The 19,419-nt window shown below is 69.8% G+C and carries 18 protein-coding genes; 7 read left to right on the top strand and 11 right to left on the bottom strand.

Going from position 1 to position 19,419, the window contains the following annotated elements:
- The 5 genes from ngcE to FHS42_RS35680 form a co-directional block, all read right to left on the bottom strand.
- Positions 1 to 1,022, bottom strand: a 1,022-nt coding sequence (ngcE, locus tag FHS42_RS35700; protein ID WP_184580469.1) for an N-acetylglucosamine/diacetylchitobiose ABC transporter substrate-binding protein, incomplete at its 3' end; no start/stop codon positions are given.
- Between the two features lie 338 nt (positions 1,023 to 1,360).
- Positions 1,361 to 2,185 (bottom strand): carbohydrate ABC transporter permease, encoded by an 825-nt coding sequence (locus FHS42_RS35695; protein WP_184580463.1) that lies wholly within the window; start codon positions 2,183 to 2,185, stop codon positions 1,361 to 1,363.
- Complete coding sequence (locus FHS42_RS35690) at positions 2,182 to 3,123, bottom strand: carbohydrate ABC transporter permease (RefSeq protein WP_184580467.1); 942 nt, start codon at positions 3,121 to 3,123, stop codon at positions 2,182 to 2,184. The genes FHS42_RS35695 and FHS42_RS35690 overlap by 4 nt, the downstream gene beginning before the upstream one ends.
- Before the next feature lie 125 nt (positions 3,124 to 3,248).
- Positions 3,249 to 4,700 carry an extracellular solute-binding protein gene (locus tag FHS42_RS35685; protein ID WP_246495876.1) on the bottom strand — a complete coding sequence of 484 codons (1,452 nt, stop codon included), beginning with the start codon at positions 4,698 to 4,700 and terminating at the stop codon, positions 3,249 to 3,251.
- 74 nt (positions 4,701 to 4,774) lie between these two features.
- Positions 4,775 to 5,863, bottom strand: coding sequence for a carbohydrate kinase family protein (locus FHS42_RS35680; protein WP_184580465.1), 1,089 nt, complete (start codon positions 5,861 to 5,863; stop codon positions 4,775 to 4,777).
- Positions 5,864 to 6,290: 427 nt separating this feature from the next.
- On the opposite strand from FHS42_RS35680, the gene FHS42_RS35675 reads away from it, so the two are divergent.
- Together FHS42_RS35675 and FHS42_RS35670 are read left to right on the top strand one after the other, a co-directional pair.
- Positions 6,291 to 7,052: a DeoR/GlpR family DNA-binding transcription regulator gene (locus FHS42_RS35675; protein ID WP_184580459.1), complete on the top strand. Its 762-nt coding sequence runs from the start codon at positions 6,291 to 6,293 to the stop codon at positions 7,050 to 7,052.
- Positions 7,049 to 8,374, top strand: coding sequence for a 6-phospho-beta-glucosidase (locus FHS42_RS35670; RefSeq protein WP_184580457.1), 1,326 nt, complete (start codon positions 7,049 to 7,051; stop codon positions 8,372 to 8,374). The genes FHS42_RS35675 and FHS42_RS35670 overlap by 4 nt, the downstream gene beginning before the upstream one ends.
- A 329-nt stretch (positions 8,375 to 8,703) precedes the next feature.
- On the opposite strand, the gene FHS42_RS35665 is transcribed toward FHS42_RS35670, so the two are convergent.
- A complete protein-coding gene (locus FHS42_RS35665) occupies positions 8,704 to 9,084 on the bottom strand; it encodes a winged helix-turn-helix transcriptional regulator (protein WP_184580455.1) in 381 nt (126 codons plus the stop codon).
- Positions 9,085 to 9,228: 144 nt separating this feature from the next.
- On the opposite strand from FHS42_RS35665, the gene FHS42_RS35660 reads away from it, so the two are divergent.
- Entirely contained in the window at positions 9,229 to 9,636 is a 408-nt protein-coding gene (locus tag FHS42_RS35660; protein ID WP_184580453.1) for a RidA family protein, read from the top strand.
- A 182-nt stretch (positions 9,637 to 9,818) separates the two neighbouring features.
- Here the strand turns inward: FHS42_RS35660 and FHS42_RS35655 are convergent, their stop codons facing one another.
- From FHS42_RS35655 to FHS42_RS35645, 3 genes are all read right to left on the bottom strand, one after another.
- Positions 9,819 to 10,571 carry a 2OG-Fe(II) oxygenase gene (locus tag FHS42_RS35655; protein WP_184580451.1) on the bottom strand — a complete coding sequence of 251 codons (753 nt, stop codon included), beginning with the start codon at positions 10,569 to 10,571 and terminating at the stop codon, positions 9,819 to 9,821.
- Between the two features lie 199 nt (positions 10,572 to 10,770).
- Positions 10,771 to 12,405 carry a DNA-3-methyladenine glycosylase 2 family protein gene (locus tag FHS42_RS35650; protein WP_221477186.1) on the bottom strand — a complete coding sequence of 545 codons (1,635 nt, stop codon included), beginning with the start codon at positions 12,403 to 12,405 and terminating at the stop codon, positions 10,771 to 10,773.
- Between the two features lie 160 nt (positions 12,406 to 12,565).
- Positions 12,566 to 12,946, bottom strand: coding sequence for an ArsR/SmtB family transcription factor (locus FHS42_RS35645; RefSeq protein ID WP_184580447.1), 381 nt, complete (start codon positions 12,944 to 12,946; stop codon positions 12,566 to 12,568).
- Positions 12,947 to 13,271: 325 nt separating this feature from the next.
- Between FHS42_RS35645 and FHS42_RS35640 the strand changes: the two genes are divergently transcribed.
- Together FHS42_RS35640 and FHS42_RS35635 are read left to right on the top strand one after the other, a co-directional pair.
- Positions 13,272 to 14,528 carry an MFS transporter gene (locus FHS42_RS35640; RefSeq protein WP_312867178.1) on the top strand — a complete coding sequence of 419 codons (1,257 nt, stop codon included), beginning with the start codon at positions 13,272 to 13,274 and terminating at the stop codon, positions 14,526 to 14,528.
- Positions 14,529 to 14,830: 302 nt separating this feature from the next.
- Positions 14,831 to 15,790, top strand: a complete 960-nt coding sequence (locus FHS42_RS35635) for a 3-hydroxyacyl-CoA dehydrogenase NAD-binding domain-containing protein (protein WP_184580443.1) — start codon at positions 14,831 to 14,833, stop codon at positions 15,788 to 15,790.
- A 73-nt stretch (positions 15,791 to 15,863) separates the two neighbouring features.
- Here the strand turns inward: FHS42_RS35635 and FHS42_RS35630 are convergent, their stop codons facing one another.
- Positions 15,864 to 16,103 carry a DUF2277 domain-containing protein gene (locus tag FHS42_RS35630; RefSeq protein ID WP_184580441.1) on the bottom strand — a complete coding sequence of 80 codons (240 nt, stop codon included), beginning with the start codon at positions 16,101 to 16,103 and terminating at the stop codon, positions 15,864 to 15,866.
- A gap of 110 nt (positions 16,104 to 16,213) precedes the next feature.
- Positions 16,214 to 17,083: an alpha/beta fold hydrolase gene (locus FHS42_RS35625; protein ID WP_184580439.1), complete on the bottom strand. Its 870-nt coding sequence runs from the start codon at positions 17,081 to 17,083 to the stop codon at positions 16,214 to 16,216.
- A gap of 360 nt (positions 17,084 to 17,443) precedes the next feature.
- On the opposite strand from FHS42_RS35625, the gene FHS42_RS35620 reads away from it, so the two are divergent.
- Positions 17,444 to 18,022, top strand: a complete 579-nt coding sequence (locus FHS42_RS35620) for a TetR/AcrR family transcriptional regulator (RefSeq protein ID WP_184580438.1) — start codon at positions 17,444 to 17,446, stop codon at positions 18,020 to 18,022.
- 746 nt (positions 18,023 to 18,768) lie between these two features.
- On the top strand, positions 18,769 to 19,419 hold a 651-nt coding region (locus FHS42_RS35615; protein ID WP_184580436.1), incomplete at its 3' end, for an AMP-binding protein.

Raw genomic sequence — 19,419 nt, 5'->3', positions numbered from 1 at the left:
ATCTTGTCGCTCGAATCCAGCGATGAGGGCGCGCCAACTGCCATGTCGAAGTTCTTCGGAGTCGTCTTCTTCGTCTCGTTCTCCACCCATGACCCATTGGGAATGAACAGCGCCTTGCCCTCATTCCAGGCCACCTGCGACTGGACGTGGTCAAGGCCAGGTGTGCCCTTGAGGATGTAGCCCTTGCGCTGCAACTCGTCGTACGCCTCGAACGCCGCCTTCACCGCGTCGTGCTTCCACGCGTTCGGCTCCAGGTTATCGATGGCATCCAGCGTCTGCGGGCCACCGATCTTCGCGATGAACGGGTACAGGCTGAACGGCAGGTAGTACGGATACTTCCCCGGATATGTCCAACCCGCGATTCCCTGCTTCTTCGCATCCTTGCACAGCGTCAGCATGTCATCCCAGGTCTGTGGGTACTGCCAGTCGTGCTTGGCGAGCAGCGACTTCGAATACCACACCCCGTAGATGGTGTACGCGTAATAGAGGACCCAGACCTCTTGCCCCGTGAACTCGCCCATCTCCACGACGCCCGGCCGCAGCGTGTCCCGCACCTTCTTGGTCGGGTCGTCGAGCGATGGTGCGTCCAGCAAGGCGCGTAGATCCGTGAGTTGGTTCTTGGATACCAGCGTGCCGAAGTCCATCTGCTCCGCGCCCGAGTTATCGATCAGGTCCGGCGGCGTACCGCCATTGAACCGAGGCGCCAGCCTCGCCTGAATCTTCTGCGTCGCTGAATGCTTGATCTTCCCCTTGGTCTTCGGGAAAGCCTTCACGTACTCGGCCTGGGCGTCCTTCGCGTACTGCTCACCGAAGCCGCCATCGAAGATGACGACATCCACACCCGCGCTCTCGTTCACCGCGAGCGGGTTTTTCGCCGACTTCTTTCCCTTGTCCACCTGCTGGGTGCTCCCGCCGCCGGCCGTCGCGCACGCACTGAGTGCGGCGAGCGAGGGAGCGGCGACGAGGCTGGCCGCGGTAGCGCGTTTGATCAGGGTGCGCCGTCCGACGTCGATGGGTGTCATGCTCACGCTCTCGCCTTCTCCGGGGATGTCGCGGTGACCCGGCTGGGGTAAGGATTCGCGCAACGTCGCAGGCAGGTCCATGGACGCCCGCTGTGGCCTCTTGGACAAACGCGCAGCCGATCGCCCCACGCCGGGCCGCCACCTCGCGTCAGCCGGTCGCCCTCCCTGCGCAGCACCATCCGCATCGTCCGATGATCACCCGCGATGGTCCGCCGGTACGGCACCGGTCGCCGACGCCCCGGATTTCTCGCCGGTTCGGCCCCACGGCGCACTGCCCAGCCGCGGACCGCGAGCCGTACAGGCACCGATCGCCGTGCGTCGTGGCTACTGCGCCTGGGCTACTCCTTGACGGCGCCGCTGAGCATGCCCTCGATGAAGCGGCGTTGCAGCGCCACGTACACGATCACGACAGGCAGTGCGATCAGCACAGCGGCAGCGGCCAGCAGCGCCGTTTCCGAGCTGTGCTGCCCCTGGAAGAAGGCGAGGCCGAGCGGGACCGTGCGGTGCGCCTCGTCGCTGACCATGACCAGCGCCATCAGGAACTCGTTCCAGGTCCACATGAAGACGATGACGACCATGGTGGAGATGGCGGGCCGGCCCATCGGCACCAGAACCCGCCACAGCGTGGTCCAACTGTTCGCGCCGTCGATCCGCGCCGCCTCGATGACCGACTGCGCGCTGCCGCGGAAGTAGGTACGCATCCAGAACACGCCGAACGCGAGGGACTGAGCCGCCTGCGGCAGGATCAGACCCCAGTAGGTGTCCGTGAGTTCCAGCTGGCGCAGATCGAAGTAGAGCGGGACGACCAGCGCCTCCTGGGGCAGCGCGAGGCCGAGCACGAAGAGGTAGAAAAGCGCCGTGGAGCCGGGGAAGCGCATCACCCCGAAGGCGTACGCGGCCAACACGGAGAACACCGTGGTGATGGCGACGACGGCCAGCGTCACCAGCACCGAGTTACGCAGATAGGTACCGAAGTGCCCGCGGCTCCAGGCATCCGCGAAGTTTCCCCAGTGCAGCCCGTCGTCGGGCAGCGAGAAGCCGGTGTTCAGCGAGGACTGGGAGCCAAGGGCAGTGGACACGATGCCGAGCACCGGGGTCAGCGAGACCACGGTGAACAGGGCCAGGATGGCGTACGTGAGGGTCCGCTCCGTGCGCGAGATCATGTCCGTCGCCCTTCGACGAGCCGGGAGAGAGTGACGGTCAGCACGAAGATCAACACGGTCAGGGCCACTCCGATGGCAGCCGCGGAGCCGACCTCGTTGGTTTCAAAGGCTCGGTGGTAGACCTCGTAGGCCGGTACCGAGGTGGAGTTTCCGGGGCCGCCGCTGGTGGTGATGTAGATGAGGTCGAAGTTCCGCAGCCCGGCCACGATGGTCAAGGTGAGCGCGACGGCGATCTGCGAGCGCAGGCCCGGCAGCGTAACGGCGAAGAACTCGCGCACCGGGCCGGCCCCGTCCAGGCGCGCCGCCTCGTACAACTCGCGCGGGATGCGCTGCGCCCCGGCCAGGAACAGCACCATGCACAGGCCGGTCCCCACCCACGTACCCACGACGCCAACGGCCGGCAGCGCCCAGTCATAGTCACCGAGCCAGGGCCGGGCCGCGGCGTCTAGGCCGACGGCGCGCAGTGTGTCGTTGAGCAGTCCATCGGGGGCCAGGATCGCCCGCCAGGCGACGCCGACGACCACCAGCGCGAGTACCTGGGGCAAGAAGAGGACCGTACGGAAGAAGGTCATGCCGCGCACCGGGGCTCGGGACAGCAGCGCGGCCAGGAGCAGTCCGATGACCACCGGCAGGGCCGAGTAGAAGACGAGGAGCAGCAGTGCGTGGGCGAACGGGGCGCGCAGGTCGGGGTCGGTGAACAGGTCACGGTAGTTGTCGGAGCCGGCCCAGGTGGCGGCGCTCATGCCGTCCCAGTGCAGGAGGGACAGCCACACCGACTGGCCGAAGGGGAACAGCAGGAGGGCTCCGTAGAGCGCGAGGGCGGGGAGGATGTAGAGGTAGCCGATGGCGCGCGGCTCGCCCGGCGCCCGCCGCCGGTAGCGGTTCAGCAGTCGCTGGGTCGCCGGCCGCCGCCCTGTGTGGTGCGCCGTGCGGGCCATCTGCCGCATCGCGCGGGGCGCCAGCTCTCCCGAAGTAGGTGCGGTCTTGCCCGGGCCTACGACGGCTCGGGCCTGCCCATCGGCGGGCCGCTGCGGGTTGCTGGCCGGCCGTCTCGCGTCCCCCTTCACCGGCCGTCCCGCCGCTCGCCGCGTGCACCTCGCGCCTTACCCGTACGGTCTCGGTCGTCCTGCTGTTGGGTGCGCATAAAGGCCCCGTAGTCCCTCTGTGCGGTCGCGGCGAAGCGTGCGGGTGACACGGTGCCTGCGATGACGCCTTGGAGTTGTTCGGAGAGGGTGTCGTAGAAGGTGGGCGTGGCGTAGTCGAGGTAGGGCACCAGGCCATCGGCCTCATTCAGGCGCTGCCAGCCGTCGAGCATCTGCCCGTCCACGCTGTCGCGCGGCACCTTCGCGGCGGCCTTCCCTGGCACGGCGGGCAGCACTCCGTGCTGGGTCATCACGTCGGAGGCGTGTTCGGTGGTGAGGAAGTCGAGGTAGGCGGCGGCGACCTCGGGGTGTTTGGTGCGCGAGGTGATGGACCAGGCCAGGCCCTGGCCCCCGGTGGAGACGGGGGCGCCGCCCGCGGTGGCCGGTGGGGGCGGGATGAAACCGAGCTTGTCGCCCATGGCCTTCTTCAGGTCGGCGAGTTGCCAGGTGCCGGTGAGCAGGTAGGCGCCGTCGCCGGAGGCGAACTTCTTGGCGGCGTCGTCGTAGCCGAGCCCGTTGGTGCCCTCCGGGAGGTAGCCGCGGCGGTGCCAGTCGGCGAGGGTGGCCGCCGCGTTCTTGGTCCGCTCGTCGTCGAAGCGCCCGGCGCGGCCAAGGACGGCGTCGCGCACGGGGCCGGCGGCCGACTGGTTTTGCAGGACGCCGAAGGTGTGGATGGCCGGATATTTGTCCAGGTTGCCGAACTGGATGGGCAGCCGGTCGTCCTGCTTGATGCGGGCGAGGCCGTTGGTGAACTCGGCCCACGTCGTTGGCGGCTTCAGCCCGCTCTTGGCCAGCAGATCCTTGTTGTAGTAGAGGCCAACGAACTCACCGGTCTGGGAGATTCCGTACAGCCGCCCGGTGCCAAAGTTGTGGCCATCGGCCGAGACCCGGTTGAGGTCCAGCAAGGTGGCCGGGTAGCGGGTGTTCCAGTCGTAGATGCCCGCGTAGTTGTCGAGCGGGGCGAGCAGCCCTGCCCGTACGAAGGCGACCATGTCCGGGTAGCCCTGATTGGTCTGGATGACGTCGGGCGGATTGTTGCCGGAGACGGCGAGCTTGAGCGTGGCCTTCAAATCGGTGAAGCCGCGTGCCACCCGCTTGATCCGCACATTGGGGTAGGCGCGCTGGAACTCCTTGTTGAGTTGTTTCACCTCGCCGTTGGTGCCGCCGCGGATCTCCTGGTCCCATACGGTCAAGGTCACCTTGCCGGCCTTGGCCGGGTCGGGGATGGCGGTGGCAGCGCCAGCGGTACCGCCGCGTGCGCCGGGGCCGTCCGTGCCGGGCACACAGCCCGTGGCGAGCAGCGTGAGGCAGCCGAGCACGGTGGCGACGACTCTGCCGCGCCGCCGGCGCCCTCTTTCCCCTCGTTTGTGCATGGAGGTCTCCTTCGTCGAAGGCCGGCGTGCATGCGTCGGATACCGCTGGGCGCAAGCATGCCCGCCCTGCGTCCTCATGCGCCCCGGAAGCCGATGGTGGGCAGGGCCCGCAGCCGGGAGCAGTCCCGTACCTCGGCTGGAATGAGCCGGTCGAGGAACCGGTAGCGGCGCACGGTCTGCGCGTGCTGCGGCCCGGTTCGCTGGGCGACGGTCGGTTGCGTGGCCCACGCCCACCAGGCGGCGATCTCCGGCCAGCCGGGGGCGGAGAGCGAGCCGCCGAAGTGCTGGACGGACAGCCCGGCCGTGAGGTTGGCGAAGGCCAGCCGGTCCGCGAGCGGCCACCCCGCGAGGGTGCCGGTCATAAATGCGGCCACGAACACATCGCCCGCCCCGGTCGGGTCGAGCGCATCCACCGCGAGCCCCGGCACGTCCGCGTACTCGCCGGTGAGCGAGTCCACGGCCACCGCGCCCTGCGGCCCCTTGGTGACCACGGCGATGGGCACCAGGTCGGCCAGCGCACGCACCGCGTGCTCGGGGCTGTCGGTATGGGTGTAGCGCTGTGCCTCGGTCGCGTTGGGCAAAAAGGCGTGGCAGTACGGCAGGTCGGGCAGGGCCGCGATGTCCCAGCGTCCGCTCTCGTCCCAGCCGACGTCGGCGAAGACCTGACTGCCGCGGGCGTGCGCCTGTCCTACCCAGCCGTCCTGGCGGCCCGGTTCGAAGGCGGTGACGCAGGCCCGGGAGAGCGGCGGGGGGCCGGTGGCGGTGGGCGGGGCGGGGTGCTCGTGCGTGACCATGGTCCGCTCGCCCTCGTACGCCATGGAGACGGTGACGGGCGAGTGCCAGCCGGGCACCCGGCGGGAGGCGGTGAGATCCACGCCCTCGCTGTCGGCGAGGCTCTCCCAGCAGTAGTCGCCGTAAATGTCGGTCCCGAAGGCGGCGGCCAGGGTCGTCCGCAGCCCGAGCCTGGCCAGCGCGGTGGCCATATTGGCGATGCCGCCGGGGCTTGAGCCCATGCCGCGTGCCCAGGATTCGGTGCCACGTATCGGGGCGTGATCGAGGCCGGTGAACACGATGTCGAGGAAGACGGTGCCGGTCAGGTACACGTCGTACGCGGGGTCGCCGGGGCCGCGCACCGCCGCCAGCGGATCGACGTGATCGGCCAGCGCAACGGCTTCTGCGACGCGGTGCGCGGGACGGGCCGCGCCGGCGGCGTACGCAGCATCGACGGCGGGCGCTGCGCGCTCCGCACGCCCCGCGCGCTCGACGTGTTCGGCGTGTTCGGCGCGCTCGGCGGCCGGTCGAGGGTCTTCGACGGCTCGGCCAGCGTCTTTGGCGGCACTCAACTGACGCGCCCTTTCTCTTCCGTGCGGCGTGCGGACGACGTGCAGGTGCGCGGGTGCCGTACGCGAGGACGCGGCATGCCCGTACGGGGGTGGACGGCGGCGGCGCGCCGGTACGGCCGCGCCGCGCGGCCGTCAACCTGACGTGTCTGCCGCTTCATGTGACGGAAACCTTGCACTGATGAGCCCCCTGAATGCAAGAGTTGCGTCATATTCGCGCAGACTCGCGCGTGTGCAGTACGTTGCGGGCATGCTGCGAAAGACCCGCCACGAGAAGCTGCTGAGTGTCCTCGGCGCGGAAGGTGTGCTGCCGGTCGGAGAGATCGCCCGGCGGATGGGGGTCAGCGAAGCGACCGCCCGCCGTGACCTGGACGCGCTAGACCAAGCGGGCCAGCTCACCCGGGTCTACGGCGGCGCGGTGGCCAGTGGGCGCGTGGGCGACGAGCGCCCCTTTGGCGAGGCGACGGTCGATGACCTGGCCGACAAGGCGGCCGTGGCACACCGGGCCGCCGAACTCGTCGCGGACGGCGATGTGGTCCTCCTCGACATCGGCACCACCACGCTCCAACTCGCCAAACTGCTCAGGGGCCGCGATGTCACCGTGGTGACCAGCAACCTGGCGGTCTTCGACGAGCTGCGCGATGACCCGGCGGTGACGTTGATCCTGCTCGGCGGCCAGGTGCGCCGCAACTACCGTTCGCTCGTTGGCTTCCTCACCGAGTCCAACCTGCGCCAACTCCACGTCGGCCGACTCTTCCTCGGCGCGAGCGGCGTGTTGCCAGATGGTGGCGTACTCGACAGCACACAGGTTGAAGTGCCCATCAAGCGCGCCATGCTCAGCGCGGCCCGCGAGGTGGTGCTGCTGGTGACGGTCGGCAAGTTCCCCGGTGAGACCGGTCTGGCCCGGGTCTGCGGGCCGCGCGATATCAACACCCTTATCACCAACGACACCTCAGACCCGGCGACGCTCGCCGTGTTCCGTGAGGCCGATGTGGAGGTACTGACCGTATGAGGTTGACCGTGCTGGGCGGCGGCGGGTTCCGGCTGCCGTTGGTGTTCCGGGCGCTGCTTGATGACCGCGGTGAAGCCGCCGGACGCTGCACCGAACTCGTGCTGTACGACACCGAGCGGCGGCGCCTTGACGCGATCGGCGCGGTGCTCGCCCAGCAGGCGGCGGGGCGGGCCGACGCACCCGCCGTACGGCTCACCACCGATCTCGACGAGGCGCTGCGCGGCGCCGACTTCGTGTTCTCCGCGATCCGGGTCGGCGGCCTCGCAGGCCGCGCCCGCGACGAGCGGGTGCCGCTGGCCGAGGGCGTGCTCGGGCAGGAAACCGTTGGCGCGGGCGGCGTGCTCTACGGGCTGCGTACGCTGCCCGTGGCGGTACGGATCGCCGAACGCATCGCGGCCGTGGCCCCCGACGCGTGGGTCATCAACTTCACCAACCCGGCCGGAATGGTCACCGAGGCCATGCAACGCGTCCTGGGCGACCGGGTGATCGGCATCTGCGACTCGCCAGTGGGTCTGTGCCGTCGCGCGGCGCGAGCCATCGGCGCCGACCCGGACCAGGCGAGCTACGACTATGTCGGGCTCAACCACCTCGGTTGGCTGCGCCGGGTCACCGTCGATGGTCAGGATCGGCTGCCCGAACTCCTCGCCGACGAGATGGCGTTGGGCTCCTTCGAAGAGGGCAAGCTGTTCGGGACCGACTGGTTGCGGGCGCTCGGTGCGCTGCCCAACGAGTATCTGCACTACTACTACTTCAACCGCGAGGCGGTTGCCGCCATCCGCGACTCTCCGCAGACTCGGGGCGAGTTCCTACGCGAGCAGCAGACCGCTTTTTACGAGTCGGCCGCCACCCGGCCCGCCACGGCCCTCCAAGCGTGGGAGCGCACCCGGCTTGAGCGCGAGGAGACGTATATGGCCGAGAGCCGGGAGGCCACCGGCGGTTGGCAGCGCGACTCCTGCGACCTCGATGGCGGCGGCTACGACCGGGTCGCCCTCGCGCTGATGCGGGCCATCGCCCGCGACGAACGCACCACGCTCATCCTCAACGTCCGCAACCGCACGGTCGTCCCGGGCCTTGACGCGGACGCGGTGGTCGAGGTGCCGTGCACCGTGGACGCGAACGGGGCGCACCCACTGGCCGTGGGCGCGGTCGCCGCCGGTCAACTGGGCCTCATGCTCTCCCTCAAGGAGGTGGAACGCTCGACCATCGAGGCCGCGGCGAGCGGCTCACACCAGGCGGCGCTGCGCGCCATCGCCTTGCATCCCCTGGTGGACTCGGTCAATGTCGCGCGCCGCATCTTGGAGGCGTCGGAGACGCCGGGATAGCAGGGAGTGTCGGAGACGCCGGGATGACAGGGAGTGTCGGAGACGCCTGTGTAGTGGAGGCGTCGGAGACGACGGGGAGCGTCGGAGATGGTCGGTTGGCGGTGGTGCCGGCGATGCCTGGCGGTGGGACAGCACGCCGATCTGGTCTGGGAGAGGACCTGCGGCAAGATCGACGCGGTCATGCTGCTGGCCTGATCAGACGTCAACTCCACACGCAAGATCTTCGGTACGGGCAACCCCTCCCTGCCCTGCCTCATACCCTGTAGTCACGCTAGTTGGCCACTCTGAGCATCCCACTGGGCCGCTGGACAGCGACGCAATCGCCCCTGTCAGGCGTCGAAGCGGTGACGGGAGGTCTCAATGTGGCCGAGGTACCGGTGGGTCCAGTCGCACAGTCCGCCGATCGTCACCCGCAGGGCCCGGCCGGGCTCAGTGAGGGCGTACTCGACCCGCGGCGGCACGACGGGGTACACCGTCCGCTCGATCAGACCGTTGCGCTCGAGCATGCGCAGGTTCTGGGTGAGCATCTTGTGGCTGATGCCCTCGATCTCGTTCCGCAGCTCACCGAAGCGCAGGGTGTGCTCCCCCAGAGCCTCAATGATCAGGAGCGCCCACTTGTTGGCGACGTCCGAGAAGATCTCCCGCGCCAAAGAGTCCGCGCGCCTCAGGTCCGCTTCGTCGGGAGAGCCCGTGAACTGCTTGGTCACCATGAGGTTCCCCAGTCACTAAAAAGTGCGTTCTTCCATGTCAGCGGCCACTCTCCTACGGTTCCTGAGTAACCACAAGAGACCAAGGGAACGTCTTGGTCCGGTGGCAGCGAGCCCGCGGGCTCCCGTGATAAAGAGGCAGGCAGCATGACCGTCACTCTGGTGAACCCCAGCGGATTGCCCACGATCGATGTCTACCGGCAGGTGTCGATCGCGACCGGGACCAAGCTGGTCTTCATCGCCGGGCAGGTTGCCTGGGATGCCAAGCAGGTCACGGTCGGCGAAGGCGACCTCGCCGCCCAGGTCGAGCAGTGCTACCTCAACATCGCCACCGCCCTGGCCGAGGTCGGCGGCTCCTTCGACGATGTGGCGAAACTGACCGTCTACGTCGTCGACTGGACCCCCGACAAGATGCCCCAGCTCCTGGAGGGGATCAGTCGGGCGTCCGCCAAGCTGGGGGCTGCCCCGGTCCCGCCGGCCACGCTGCTGGGCGTTGCGGCACTGGACGTCCCCGAACACCTGGTGGAGATCGAAGCAACCGCAATCCTTAACTGAACAGATCTCTTCGCCCGTTGAGCACCGAAGTGGCCAACTACGGAGCTCAGTGGCCAACCAGCGTGCTCAGTTACATACCCGAACCGCACCCCACATCACCGGGACCGCTCAGCGGGCCCGCCGCGCCGTTGGGCCGCCACGAGAAGCTCATCCCACCCGCCCTACCCGCCCCATCCGTCCCGTTAGGCCGCGTCGTGGAAGACCAGCCCAAGCGTGTGCCGTGAGCCCGAACGCACCACGCTCACCCCGTGCCGCACGGGCGCCGCTGACCACCCACGCGCGGAGGGCACCGGGCGGTCGCGGGTGGTGAAGATCAGCCCGTGGCCCTGCGGCAGGAGTGTCGCCGTACCCCGTGACTGGGCCCGGGGACGCTGCTCCACCAGCAGGAACTCGCCCCCTGTGTGGTCGGCGCCAGGCTCATCGAGGCCGATGACGACCTGGAGCGGGAAGACCAGGTCTCCGTACAGGTCGCGGTGCAGCGCGTTCCAGTCCCCCGCGCCGTAACGCAGCAAGATGGGCGTCGGGCGGGTCTGCCCGGCCTCGTGGCACTGCTCCAACCACGCATCGAGCGTGTCGGGCCAGGGCGCGGGGCGCCGCAACTTGGCTGCCCAGTCGCGGGCGATGGGCAGCAGGTACGGGTAGAACGCCGCCCGCAGCGCGGCAACCGGCTCGGGGATGGGGTGGTCGAAGTAGCGGTACTGGCCGGAGCCGAACCGGTAGCGGGCCATATCGATGGTCGAGCGAAACCGCTGTGGTTCCTCGTACAGCCGGGCGATCTCCCGGCACTGGTCCCGGTCGAGCAGCCGCGGGGTGAGGGCGCAGCCGTACGCGTTCACCTCGTCGGTGAGCGCCGCCCAGTCGGCTCGGCCAACGAGGGATGCGGGGGTTGGGGCGGCGGCGCTGGCGGTGTGAGCGGTGGTGCGCGTGGTGGTCATGGGAGTCTCCGGGGTGGTGCCGGTGTGAGGTCGGTCGGCGTGCGGCCGGTCGATGCGAGGCCGGTCGGTTAGAGGCCGGTGTGAGGTCGGTGTGCGTGCGGCCGGTGTGCCGTTGCGGCGGCCGGCTGGCGTGGTGGGGGCGGCCCGTGTCAGTGGTGCCGCACCGCTGCGCGAGGACCTGCCGTAACGGCCGGTGCCGTCACGCCAGGGACGATTCCTGCGCCGCCCACAGATAGTGCGTCGCATACGACCGCCATGGCCGCCAGCCCTCGCCGGCCCCCTCCTCCCGCGCGCCCCGCGCGGTGCCGGCGTCCGCCAGCCATACATCAGGGTCGCCCAAGGCCCGCATCCGGATGTAGCCCGCCGCCCAGCGCCCGACGCCGGGCAGGGCGAGCAGTCCGTGCTCGGCCTCGTCGCGGTCCGCGCCCGGGTCCAGGCGTACGGTGCCGCCGGCGAGGGCGGTGGCGAGCGCGCGCAGGGTGTCCCCCTGGTGCGGCGCTAGGCCCACCTCGCGGAGCGAGGCATCGGCCAGGGCCTCGGCCCGCGGGAACAGGTGCGTCAGTCCGCCGCTCGCGGTGGCCAGCACGTCGCCGTACGCGGTGACGAGAGCCTCCCCCAGGCGGCGCGCCTGCGGGCGCGTCGCCCACTGCCCGAGCACGGCACGCAGCGCGAGTTCGTGCGGGTCGGCCGAACCGGGCACGCGCAGCCCGGGGCGCGCGGCCACCAGCGGCCCGAGCCGTGGACAAGCGCCCAGGCGCTCGGCCACCGCGTACGGGTCGGCATCCAGGTCGAACAGCCGCCGCATGCGCTGGCTTGCCGTCGTCAGGTCGCGCAGTTCGCACAGTTGCAGACGGCATTCCAGCCAGCCGCGGTCGGCGGCCGACTCCCGCACCTCCGCGATGCCGCCTCCGCCTGGCAAGCGCAGCGTGCGGCGGTACAGGCGCGCACCGGTCTCCCCCGTCACCTCTTCGACGCCGGCGATCTGTCGGCTCTGGAGGTAGTCGAAGAGCTCCCGACCTGCGTATACGCCTCGGTAGGCCAGGCGTAGCGGAATGCCCCGCGGCGCGCCGTCCACCGCGGTCGCGACGGCCACAGGACCGACTTCCGTCGCATCGGCGCGGACCTCGATACCGGCTCCGGGCGGCGCGAGCCGGGGCGCCAGGACGGCCGTACCGGTCCGTCCCAGTGCGGCGGCCCGCCCCGCACCCGGCGACCGCGCTCCGGGCCCGTCGTCGTACGCCTCCTCGCGGGCCACCGATCCATACCGTGCAGCACTGCCGGGGCGGGCGAGGCGCAGGGCGGTCGGTGTGCTCGCGTAGATCTCCCGGATGGTGTCGTTGAACTGCCGTACGCTCGCGAATCCGGCCGCGAAGGCGATGTCCGCCGCTTGCATCCGCGTCGTCTGGAGCAGCACTCGCGCCGTGTGCGCACGCTGGGCGCGGGCCAGGGCGACCGGTCCTGCGCCCAGTTCCGCGGTGAGCTGCCGCTGCACCTGGCGGGCGCTGTAGCCCAGGCGTACGGCCAGGCCCGCCACGCCCTCTCGGTCCACGACGCCGTCACCGATCAGGCGCATGGCACGGCCGACGACATCGGCGCGGGCGTTCCACTCGGCGGAGCCGGGCACCGCGTCCGGCCGGCAGCGCCGGCAGGCCCGGAAGCCCGCGCCCTGAGCGGCGGCGGCCGTCGCGAAGAAGCGGACGTTCTTACGCTTGGGGGTGACGGCGGGGCAGCTCGGCCGACAGTAGATGCCGGTCGTTATCACGGCGAAGAAGAACTGTCCGTCGAACCGCGCGTCCCTGCTGCACACCGCTTCGTACCTGCTGTCCTCGTTCATCACGCCCTCCACTATGCGCGGCCGGCGCGCGGTCGGCTGGCGGGAATCGGACGTCACGCTTGGCCGTCTCGGGCCATCGCCGCCGCCGCGCCGTATGCGCGCCAGGCCAGCTCCGCACGCCACGGCCGTCCCGCCTTCGAGCCTACGTGCGGCGGCCCGCTCAGTGCGTGGGGGGCGTCCAGTCCACGACGAGGTCGAGCAGTCCCGGGAAGCGGGCGTTGAGATCGTCCACGCGTACCTGGCTGCGCCGCTCCAAACCGTACTGACGCTGCCGGATGACGCCCGCCTCGCGCAGTGCACGGAAGTGGTGGGTCAGCGAGGACTTCGGTCGATCCAACCCGAACCAGTTACAGGTGTGGTCGAACTCCTCGCGTTCGAGGAGGAGTTTGCGTACGACTCGCAGGCGTAGCGGATCGCTCAAGGCGCCCAGTACCGCCTCCAGGCGCACCGTGTCGGCGGCCGGTTCCGGCAGCGGTTCCGGTAGGTCGGACGGCTCTGGGAGCACCTTGATGGCACTTCTCGTGGGCGCGGTCGATGCCATGGGCGGGTCCTCCTCGCAACGCCTGCTGCTGTACGAGTCTCATCGTACTGCATGTTAAGTTCGACTTAACTCGTACTGGAGCTCGGCGAAGGAGTCACCCATGCCGGAAAGTCGGATCGCGGAGCCGAGGGCGGCAGACGGAAAACGGTTGGGGCCGAGGGCGAGCACGGCGCAGCGCGGACCTGCTGGCCCACCGCACGGCACACCGGATCACGGGACGGTGAACGGGGCGGGGCACGGGGCGGGGCACGGGGCGGCTCGGGGGCCGGGGCGCGGGTCGTCCGGTGGGGCGGAGGGAGGAAGCGCGGTTGAGACACCGTCCGGGGTGCCGGCTCAGGCCCCCATCTGGTGGGTGTGGCTGGCCGCCTGGCCGGTGCTGGCGGTGTTCGTCCTTTCGAATGCGGCAACGCCGCTGTACGTGCTCTGGCAGCACGACATCGGCTTCTCCCGCTCCACGCTGACCGTGATCTTCGCGTCGTACATCGCGGGCCTGCTGGGATCGCTTCTTGTTTCGGGCACGGCCTCCGACCGGTGGGGCCGCAGGCCCGTGCTACTGCCCGCGCTCGTCCTGGCGATGGCAGCCTGCGTGATCTTCGCAACCGCCGCGTCGGTGGTCGCGCTGATCGTGGCGCGGCTGCTCACGGGGGTGGCGGTCGGCGCCGTCGTCTCCGCCGGAATGGCCGCCGTGAGCGATGTGGCGGGCGAACACCGCAAACCGCTCGCGGCCCTGCTCGCCTCGTGCGCCATGGTGTTCGGAGCGGGCCTTGGCCCCTTCCTCGCGGGCGCCCTGTCCGAGACACTGCCCGCACCTACCAGCACCATCTTCCTCATCGAACTGGCACTCCTGGCAACGGCGTTCCTCGTGACCCTACGCATGCCGATACGGCGTCCGGCCCCACGCGCCGTGACCACCGTGACCGCTGCGCCTGCCGGCAACGCGCGAGGCACCAAGGGCGCCGGAGGTGGCGCGCCCGCGGGGCACTCCTGGATACGTGTGCCCAGGGTGCCCCGCGGTTCCGGGGCCCGACTCGCGCTGGGTATCGCCGTCTTCGCGCCCGGCATCACCGCCACGTCCTTCGTGCTGTCGCTCGGCCCCTCGCTGCTCTCGGGGCTGCTCGGCACCACCAGCCGGGCGGTGGCGGGAGGCATGGCGTTCGCCATGTTCATCGCCGCAACCGGGGTGCAGTTTGCGGTACGCAGGCTCCGCAGGCACACCATGCTGCTGGCGGGCGCGGTCAGCACGGCCGCCAGCATGGTCGCCCTCGTCACCGCGGTACGCGCCTCGTCGGTCCCCTTCCTCATCGCCTCCGCCGTGTTGGCCGGCGCGGGTCAGGGCCTGGGCCAACTCGGCGGCCTCTCCCTGCTCAACTCCGCCGTCCCCACTCGGCGGCTGGCCGAGGCCAATGCGGCGCTCAGCATCGGCGGCTACGTGCCCGCCGCAGTGCTGCCTGTCGCCGCCGGCTACCTCAGCGACATCCAGGGCCTGACTACCGGGGCCACGCTGTTCGGCACCGCCCTGCTGGTCCTGGCAGTGATCGGCGGTTTGGTCGTGGCGGCCCACAGCCAGGCGCGGGCCCGCTAGACGGGGCGCGGTGGCGCCCTGTCTGTCCCGCCACCTGCCTGCCCCGCCGCCAGTCGGTGCCATCGCCAGTCGGTGCCCACCACCGGTCGGCCCACCTCGTCCAGCGAGCGGGCTGATCATCAACCCGGACCAGCCGCCGCGCCAACTACCGGGCGCCGACTGGTCAGCGCCGGACCGGTGGCCCCGCCTGGAACAGCTTCTCCCCGACATCTGCACCATCGACCACGGGTCGCTGAACCTCGACGAGGGCAGCAACCCCTACGTCTCCACCCCCGCGCGTCCCCACTCTTGGAGGAGCCTTCATGTCTGTTACCGCGCCCGAAAACGTCCGGCGCGTCGCCTGCGTCGGTACAGGAGTCATCGGTGGCGGCTGGACGGCCCACTTCCTCGCCCGCGGCTACGACGTCACCGCCTGGGACCCGGCCTCCGACGCGGGTGAGCGGGTGCGCCGCATCGTCGCGTCGGCCTGGCCGGCGTTGGAGCAGCTTGGCCTCGCCGATGGCGCGTCACCGGACCGGCTGACCATCACGGCTACGCTCGCCGATGCCGTAGCGGACGCGCAGTTCGTACAGGAGAGCGCACCAGAAGAGTTAACACTCAAGCGTGAGCTGCTGGCCGACCTCGACGCGGCCACCGCCGACGACGTCGTCATCGCCTCGTCCACCTCCGGCTATCCCATGACGGACATGCAGACCCACGCGGCGCGTCCGCAGCGGCTGGTGGTCGGCCATCCCTTCAATCCGCCGTATCTGATTCCGCTGGTGGAGGTCGTGGGCGGGGAGCTGACCGACCGCTGGGCCGTCGAGTGGGCGTCCGCGTTCTATATGGCTGTGGGTAAGTCAGTGATCACCATGGATCGCGAGGTGCCCGGCTTCATCGCCAACCGGCTACAGGAAGCCCTGTGGCGTGAGGCCCTGCACATGGTGGCCGAGGGCGAAGCGACCGTCGCGGACATCGATGCGTCCATCACCGAAGGCCCCGGGCTGCGCTGGGCGTTCATGGGTCCATGCCTCACGTTCGCCCTCGCTGGCGGCGAGGGCGGCATGGCGCACATGCTCGATCAGTTCGGCCCATCCCTGACATTGCCCCTGACTCGATTGGAGGCGCCCGAGCTCGATGACGCGCTGCGTGCGGCGATGATCGATGGCTGTGCCGACGCCGCGGGCGACCGCCATTACGCCCAGCTTGTCGCCGAGCGCGACCAGGGGGTCATCGATGTGCTGCGGGCCACGGGGCGTCTGCCCCAGCCACGGAAGGCATAGCTGCGTTCGTCGCCCTCGCATCCCGCCGCGCCCTTCCCGCGCAGCGTCCCTTCCCGCGCAGCCCGCGGCGCGCTCAGTCGGCGTCCGTGTTGCCGCGCCGGGCCCCGGCGCCTCGTATCTCCAGGCTGTCCAGCAAATGCTTGGTCGCACCCGCCACCGCGGCCACGGCTTCGTCGAACGCGGCCCGGTTATGCGCGGCTGGCGCCCGGAAACCCGACACCTTGCGGACGTACTGCAATGCGGCTGCTCGAATGTCCTCGTCGGCCACCTCCGGCATGACCGGAGGGCGGAGCGTCTTAATGCTTCGGCACATGCTTTCAGCGTAGGCGCAGGGTCTGACATTGATGCTGGTACTCAGGTTCCGGCGGCCGTGGCTCGGGGTCTGACTGACAACGCCTCTCAGCCGACCGACACCACGCCTGGCTACCCATGCGGCACTGTGCCCGGCCGCACACGCGCCGCCCCTTGCTGGAAGGTGAGAGAGGTGAGGAAGGCGGCCACCGCGTTCGCGAAGCCGGCCGGGTCGTCATCGTGCACCCAGTGCCCGCAGCCGTGGAACTGGCGCAGTTCGGTGCCGGCACGCCGGTCGGCCATCTCCGTGGCCAGCGACGTCGGGAGCACCAAGCTGTCCGTGCCGTGGATCAAAAGGGCCGGGCACGAGGAGCCGAGCCAGTCCTGCCACCAGTCGCCGATCGCCGCCTGCTGTGAGGTCATCATCGCGTCGAGGTCGAAGAGAAAGCCCCAGCCGTCCGGGTACTCCACCGCGCTTTCCAGGAAGTAGCTCGCATCGGGGATACCCCGCTCCTCGATCCGCTGGCGCAGCGCGGCCAGCGTGGGGGCACGGCGTGGCCAGTGTCGTACGTCGAGCACGGGGTGGGGGATGTGCGGCTGCCGGTTGTACGCGCCGCCCTCTTCCACGACCAGAGCACTGACCAACTCCGGCCGCTGGGCCGCGAGTTGGAAGGCGGTCAGGCCGCCTACCGAATGTCCCACAATGGGCATCGGGCCAAGGGCGAGCCCCTGGAGGAAGTCCGCGACATCCGCCACATAGGCACCGCGGGTGAAGTCTCCCGCATCGGCCGCGGGGTCGGCGCTGCGGCCGTGCCCGCGCTGTTCGAGCGCGATGATCCGATACCGGGGAGCGAGGGCCGTCGCCAGCGCGGCATACGCACGAGCTCTGCCGAAGTGGCCATGCAGCGCGAGCACGGGGTGGCCGGGGCCGCCCGCATCGAGGTAGCGCAGCCGGCGGCCCCGAACGAGTGCCGACGATTCACGGAGCGTGTCCCTGAGCATGACGAGTCCTTGTGCGGGGCGAGTGCGAGTGTGGTCAGGCGTGGTGCACTTCAATCATTAAGGTAACGATCGTTTCCCTTATGTGTAAAGTCGCGGCCTCCGTGCCTCGCGCGCCCTGCCGCGGCCCGCGCGCCTCCCCTCCCCCGCCGCGGCGCTGGTACGGGTCGGTGTGCCGACCCACCGGCTCGGGTCGGCACACCCGGGCGCCACCTCCGGCACCCCGCCACCTCCGGCACCCCGCTGCCCCCGCTGCCCCGGATTAGGGTGGCCGCGGCGCCCGTACGCTCGCGGCAGCCGCTTGCCCTACCCCGTCGATCGGCACGCCGCCGATTCGCCCGAACCCCCCGAGGAGCGCACCGCATGGCCAGGCCGCGCGACCCACAGCGCCGCACCGAGTTGCTGGACGCGATCATCGAGTATCTGGCCGAGCACGGCCTCGCGGGTCTTTCCATGCGCCCCCTGGCCCAAGCCCTCGGGCACAGCACTCGGGTCCTCACCCATCACTTCCGGGATAAGAACGAGCTCATCGACGCGGTCCTCGTGCGGCTCGATGAGCGCCAGCGCGACCGCCTCGGTGCGTTTCCCGGTTGGGAGGAGGGCCGCAGCCTTGGTGCCGTCATCCGCGCGTCGTGGGACTGGCACGTGACGGGCGACTACCTGCCGGTGATTCGACTACTGCACGAGATCGAGGGGTTGGCTGCGGGCGGCAGGCTCCCTGGCACGCACGTGCCAAGCATGCTCAGACAACGGGCGTTGTTCGTGGCCGAGGCGCTGCGGGCACACGGCGTTCCCAACGACGTTGCCGAGCGACGCGCCACGCTGCTCAACGCCGCGTATGCGGGGCTGCAAACCGACTACCTCGTGACCGGCGACCGCGCGCGCGTGCAGGCGGTCGTGGACGACCTGGCGGCACTGGCAGACGCCTGGGCCAGGCCCTGACCACAGCCCCGCAACTGCGTCGCCGCCGGCCGTCCCTTCACTCGCCCGGGCTGCCGTAGTCACCCGACCCGTTCCCCCAACTCACCACCCCACAAACGCCGTAGGCCAGATGCGGCCCAGCCGATCGCCCGCCCGATGGCCCGCCCGTCCCGCCCCACCCCGGCCGATCCCAACCCAGCCCATCCCAACTCGTCCCAGCCGGATCTGCACATCGACGCGGCGTCATACCCGCTTCGGGGGACGCGAGTTGAGAGAAGCCTCACTTGAGGAACTGGAATAGCAGGGCGTCTCAGCGCATTGCAGCCCGCGCGGTTCGCCGAGCCGCCGCTGGCGCCGACGCCGTAGCAGCGCTTCGAGTTGCTCGAAAAACCCCAGTCTCCGACCCCAGCTGGGGAATTTCTGCGGGCGCATGCCCCCTACCACCCCTATTCTCTTAGCACCGGTTGACACTCATCTGGCGTGGCGGTGAGGATTATTGCTAAGTCCGTCCTTGACAGCATGCTGTGAGCCATAACAAATGCTGGGGCGTGATGACCACTCTTTACGGGGGCCTGAACATGCCGGCGTCACCACGCCTCGGAATGCACACCATATGCACGTCAGCCATCGGACAGCCGACGTGCTAATCGGCGATGAACCGCTGTTCAGCTCTCCGTTTTCCCGCATTATCGCTTTTCCGTGAGCCTGCTGGTGCGCTTTTTCCTCCTTCGCAGGCGACGCCCCTTAACTCACGTGATGGAGTGTTCGTGACCACTGTTGGTGAATTTTCTGCTGCCGATTTTCCTGCCGACGACGCGCACACACAGCAGAACACCGCGCCAACAGCGGCCGAGCGGGAGTTGCTACTCCATACCTGGCAGGTGAGCCAGGACATCGCCGAGGCCACGCTGCCGGAACTCTTCGAACGACGGGTGCGCGAGAGCCGCCATGCGGTGGCGGTGACCGATACGCGCCGCGCGTGGATGTACGGGGAGCTCAACGCGCACGCCAACCGCATTGCCCACTGGCTTATCGGTCGCGGAATCGGCCCCGAGCAGCTGGTGGGTATCGCCATGCCACGCTCGGTCGAGCAGGTGGCGGTCCTGCTCGGGGTACTCAAGTCGGGCGCCGCGTACCTGCCCATCGACCCGGTCTACCCGCACGAGCGCATCAGTTACCTCATCTCCGACGCCGCCCCCACCCTGATCCTCACCACCACCGGGACCCTGGACGGCCTGCCGCGGGAACTCACCCCGCCGCTGATCGCCATTGATGCCCCGGCCACCGTCGCGGCCTGGGATCAGTGCGCCGACACCGACCCGGCGGATGTTGATCGGCGTGCGCCGCTCACCCCCCACCACCTGGCCTACGTCATCTACACCTCCGGCTCAACCGGCCACCCCAAAGGCGTATCCGTC

Origin of the sequence: Streptomyces zagrosensis (assembly GCF_014203645.1) — a bacterium.
GTDB lineage: Bacteria > Actinomycetota > Actinomycetes > Streptomycetales > Streptomycetaceae > Streptomyces > Streptomyces zagrosensis.
This window is presented reverse-complemented; position numbering and strand designations above follow the sequence as displayed.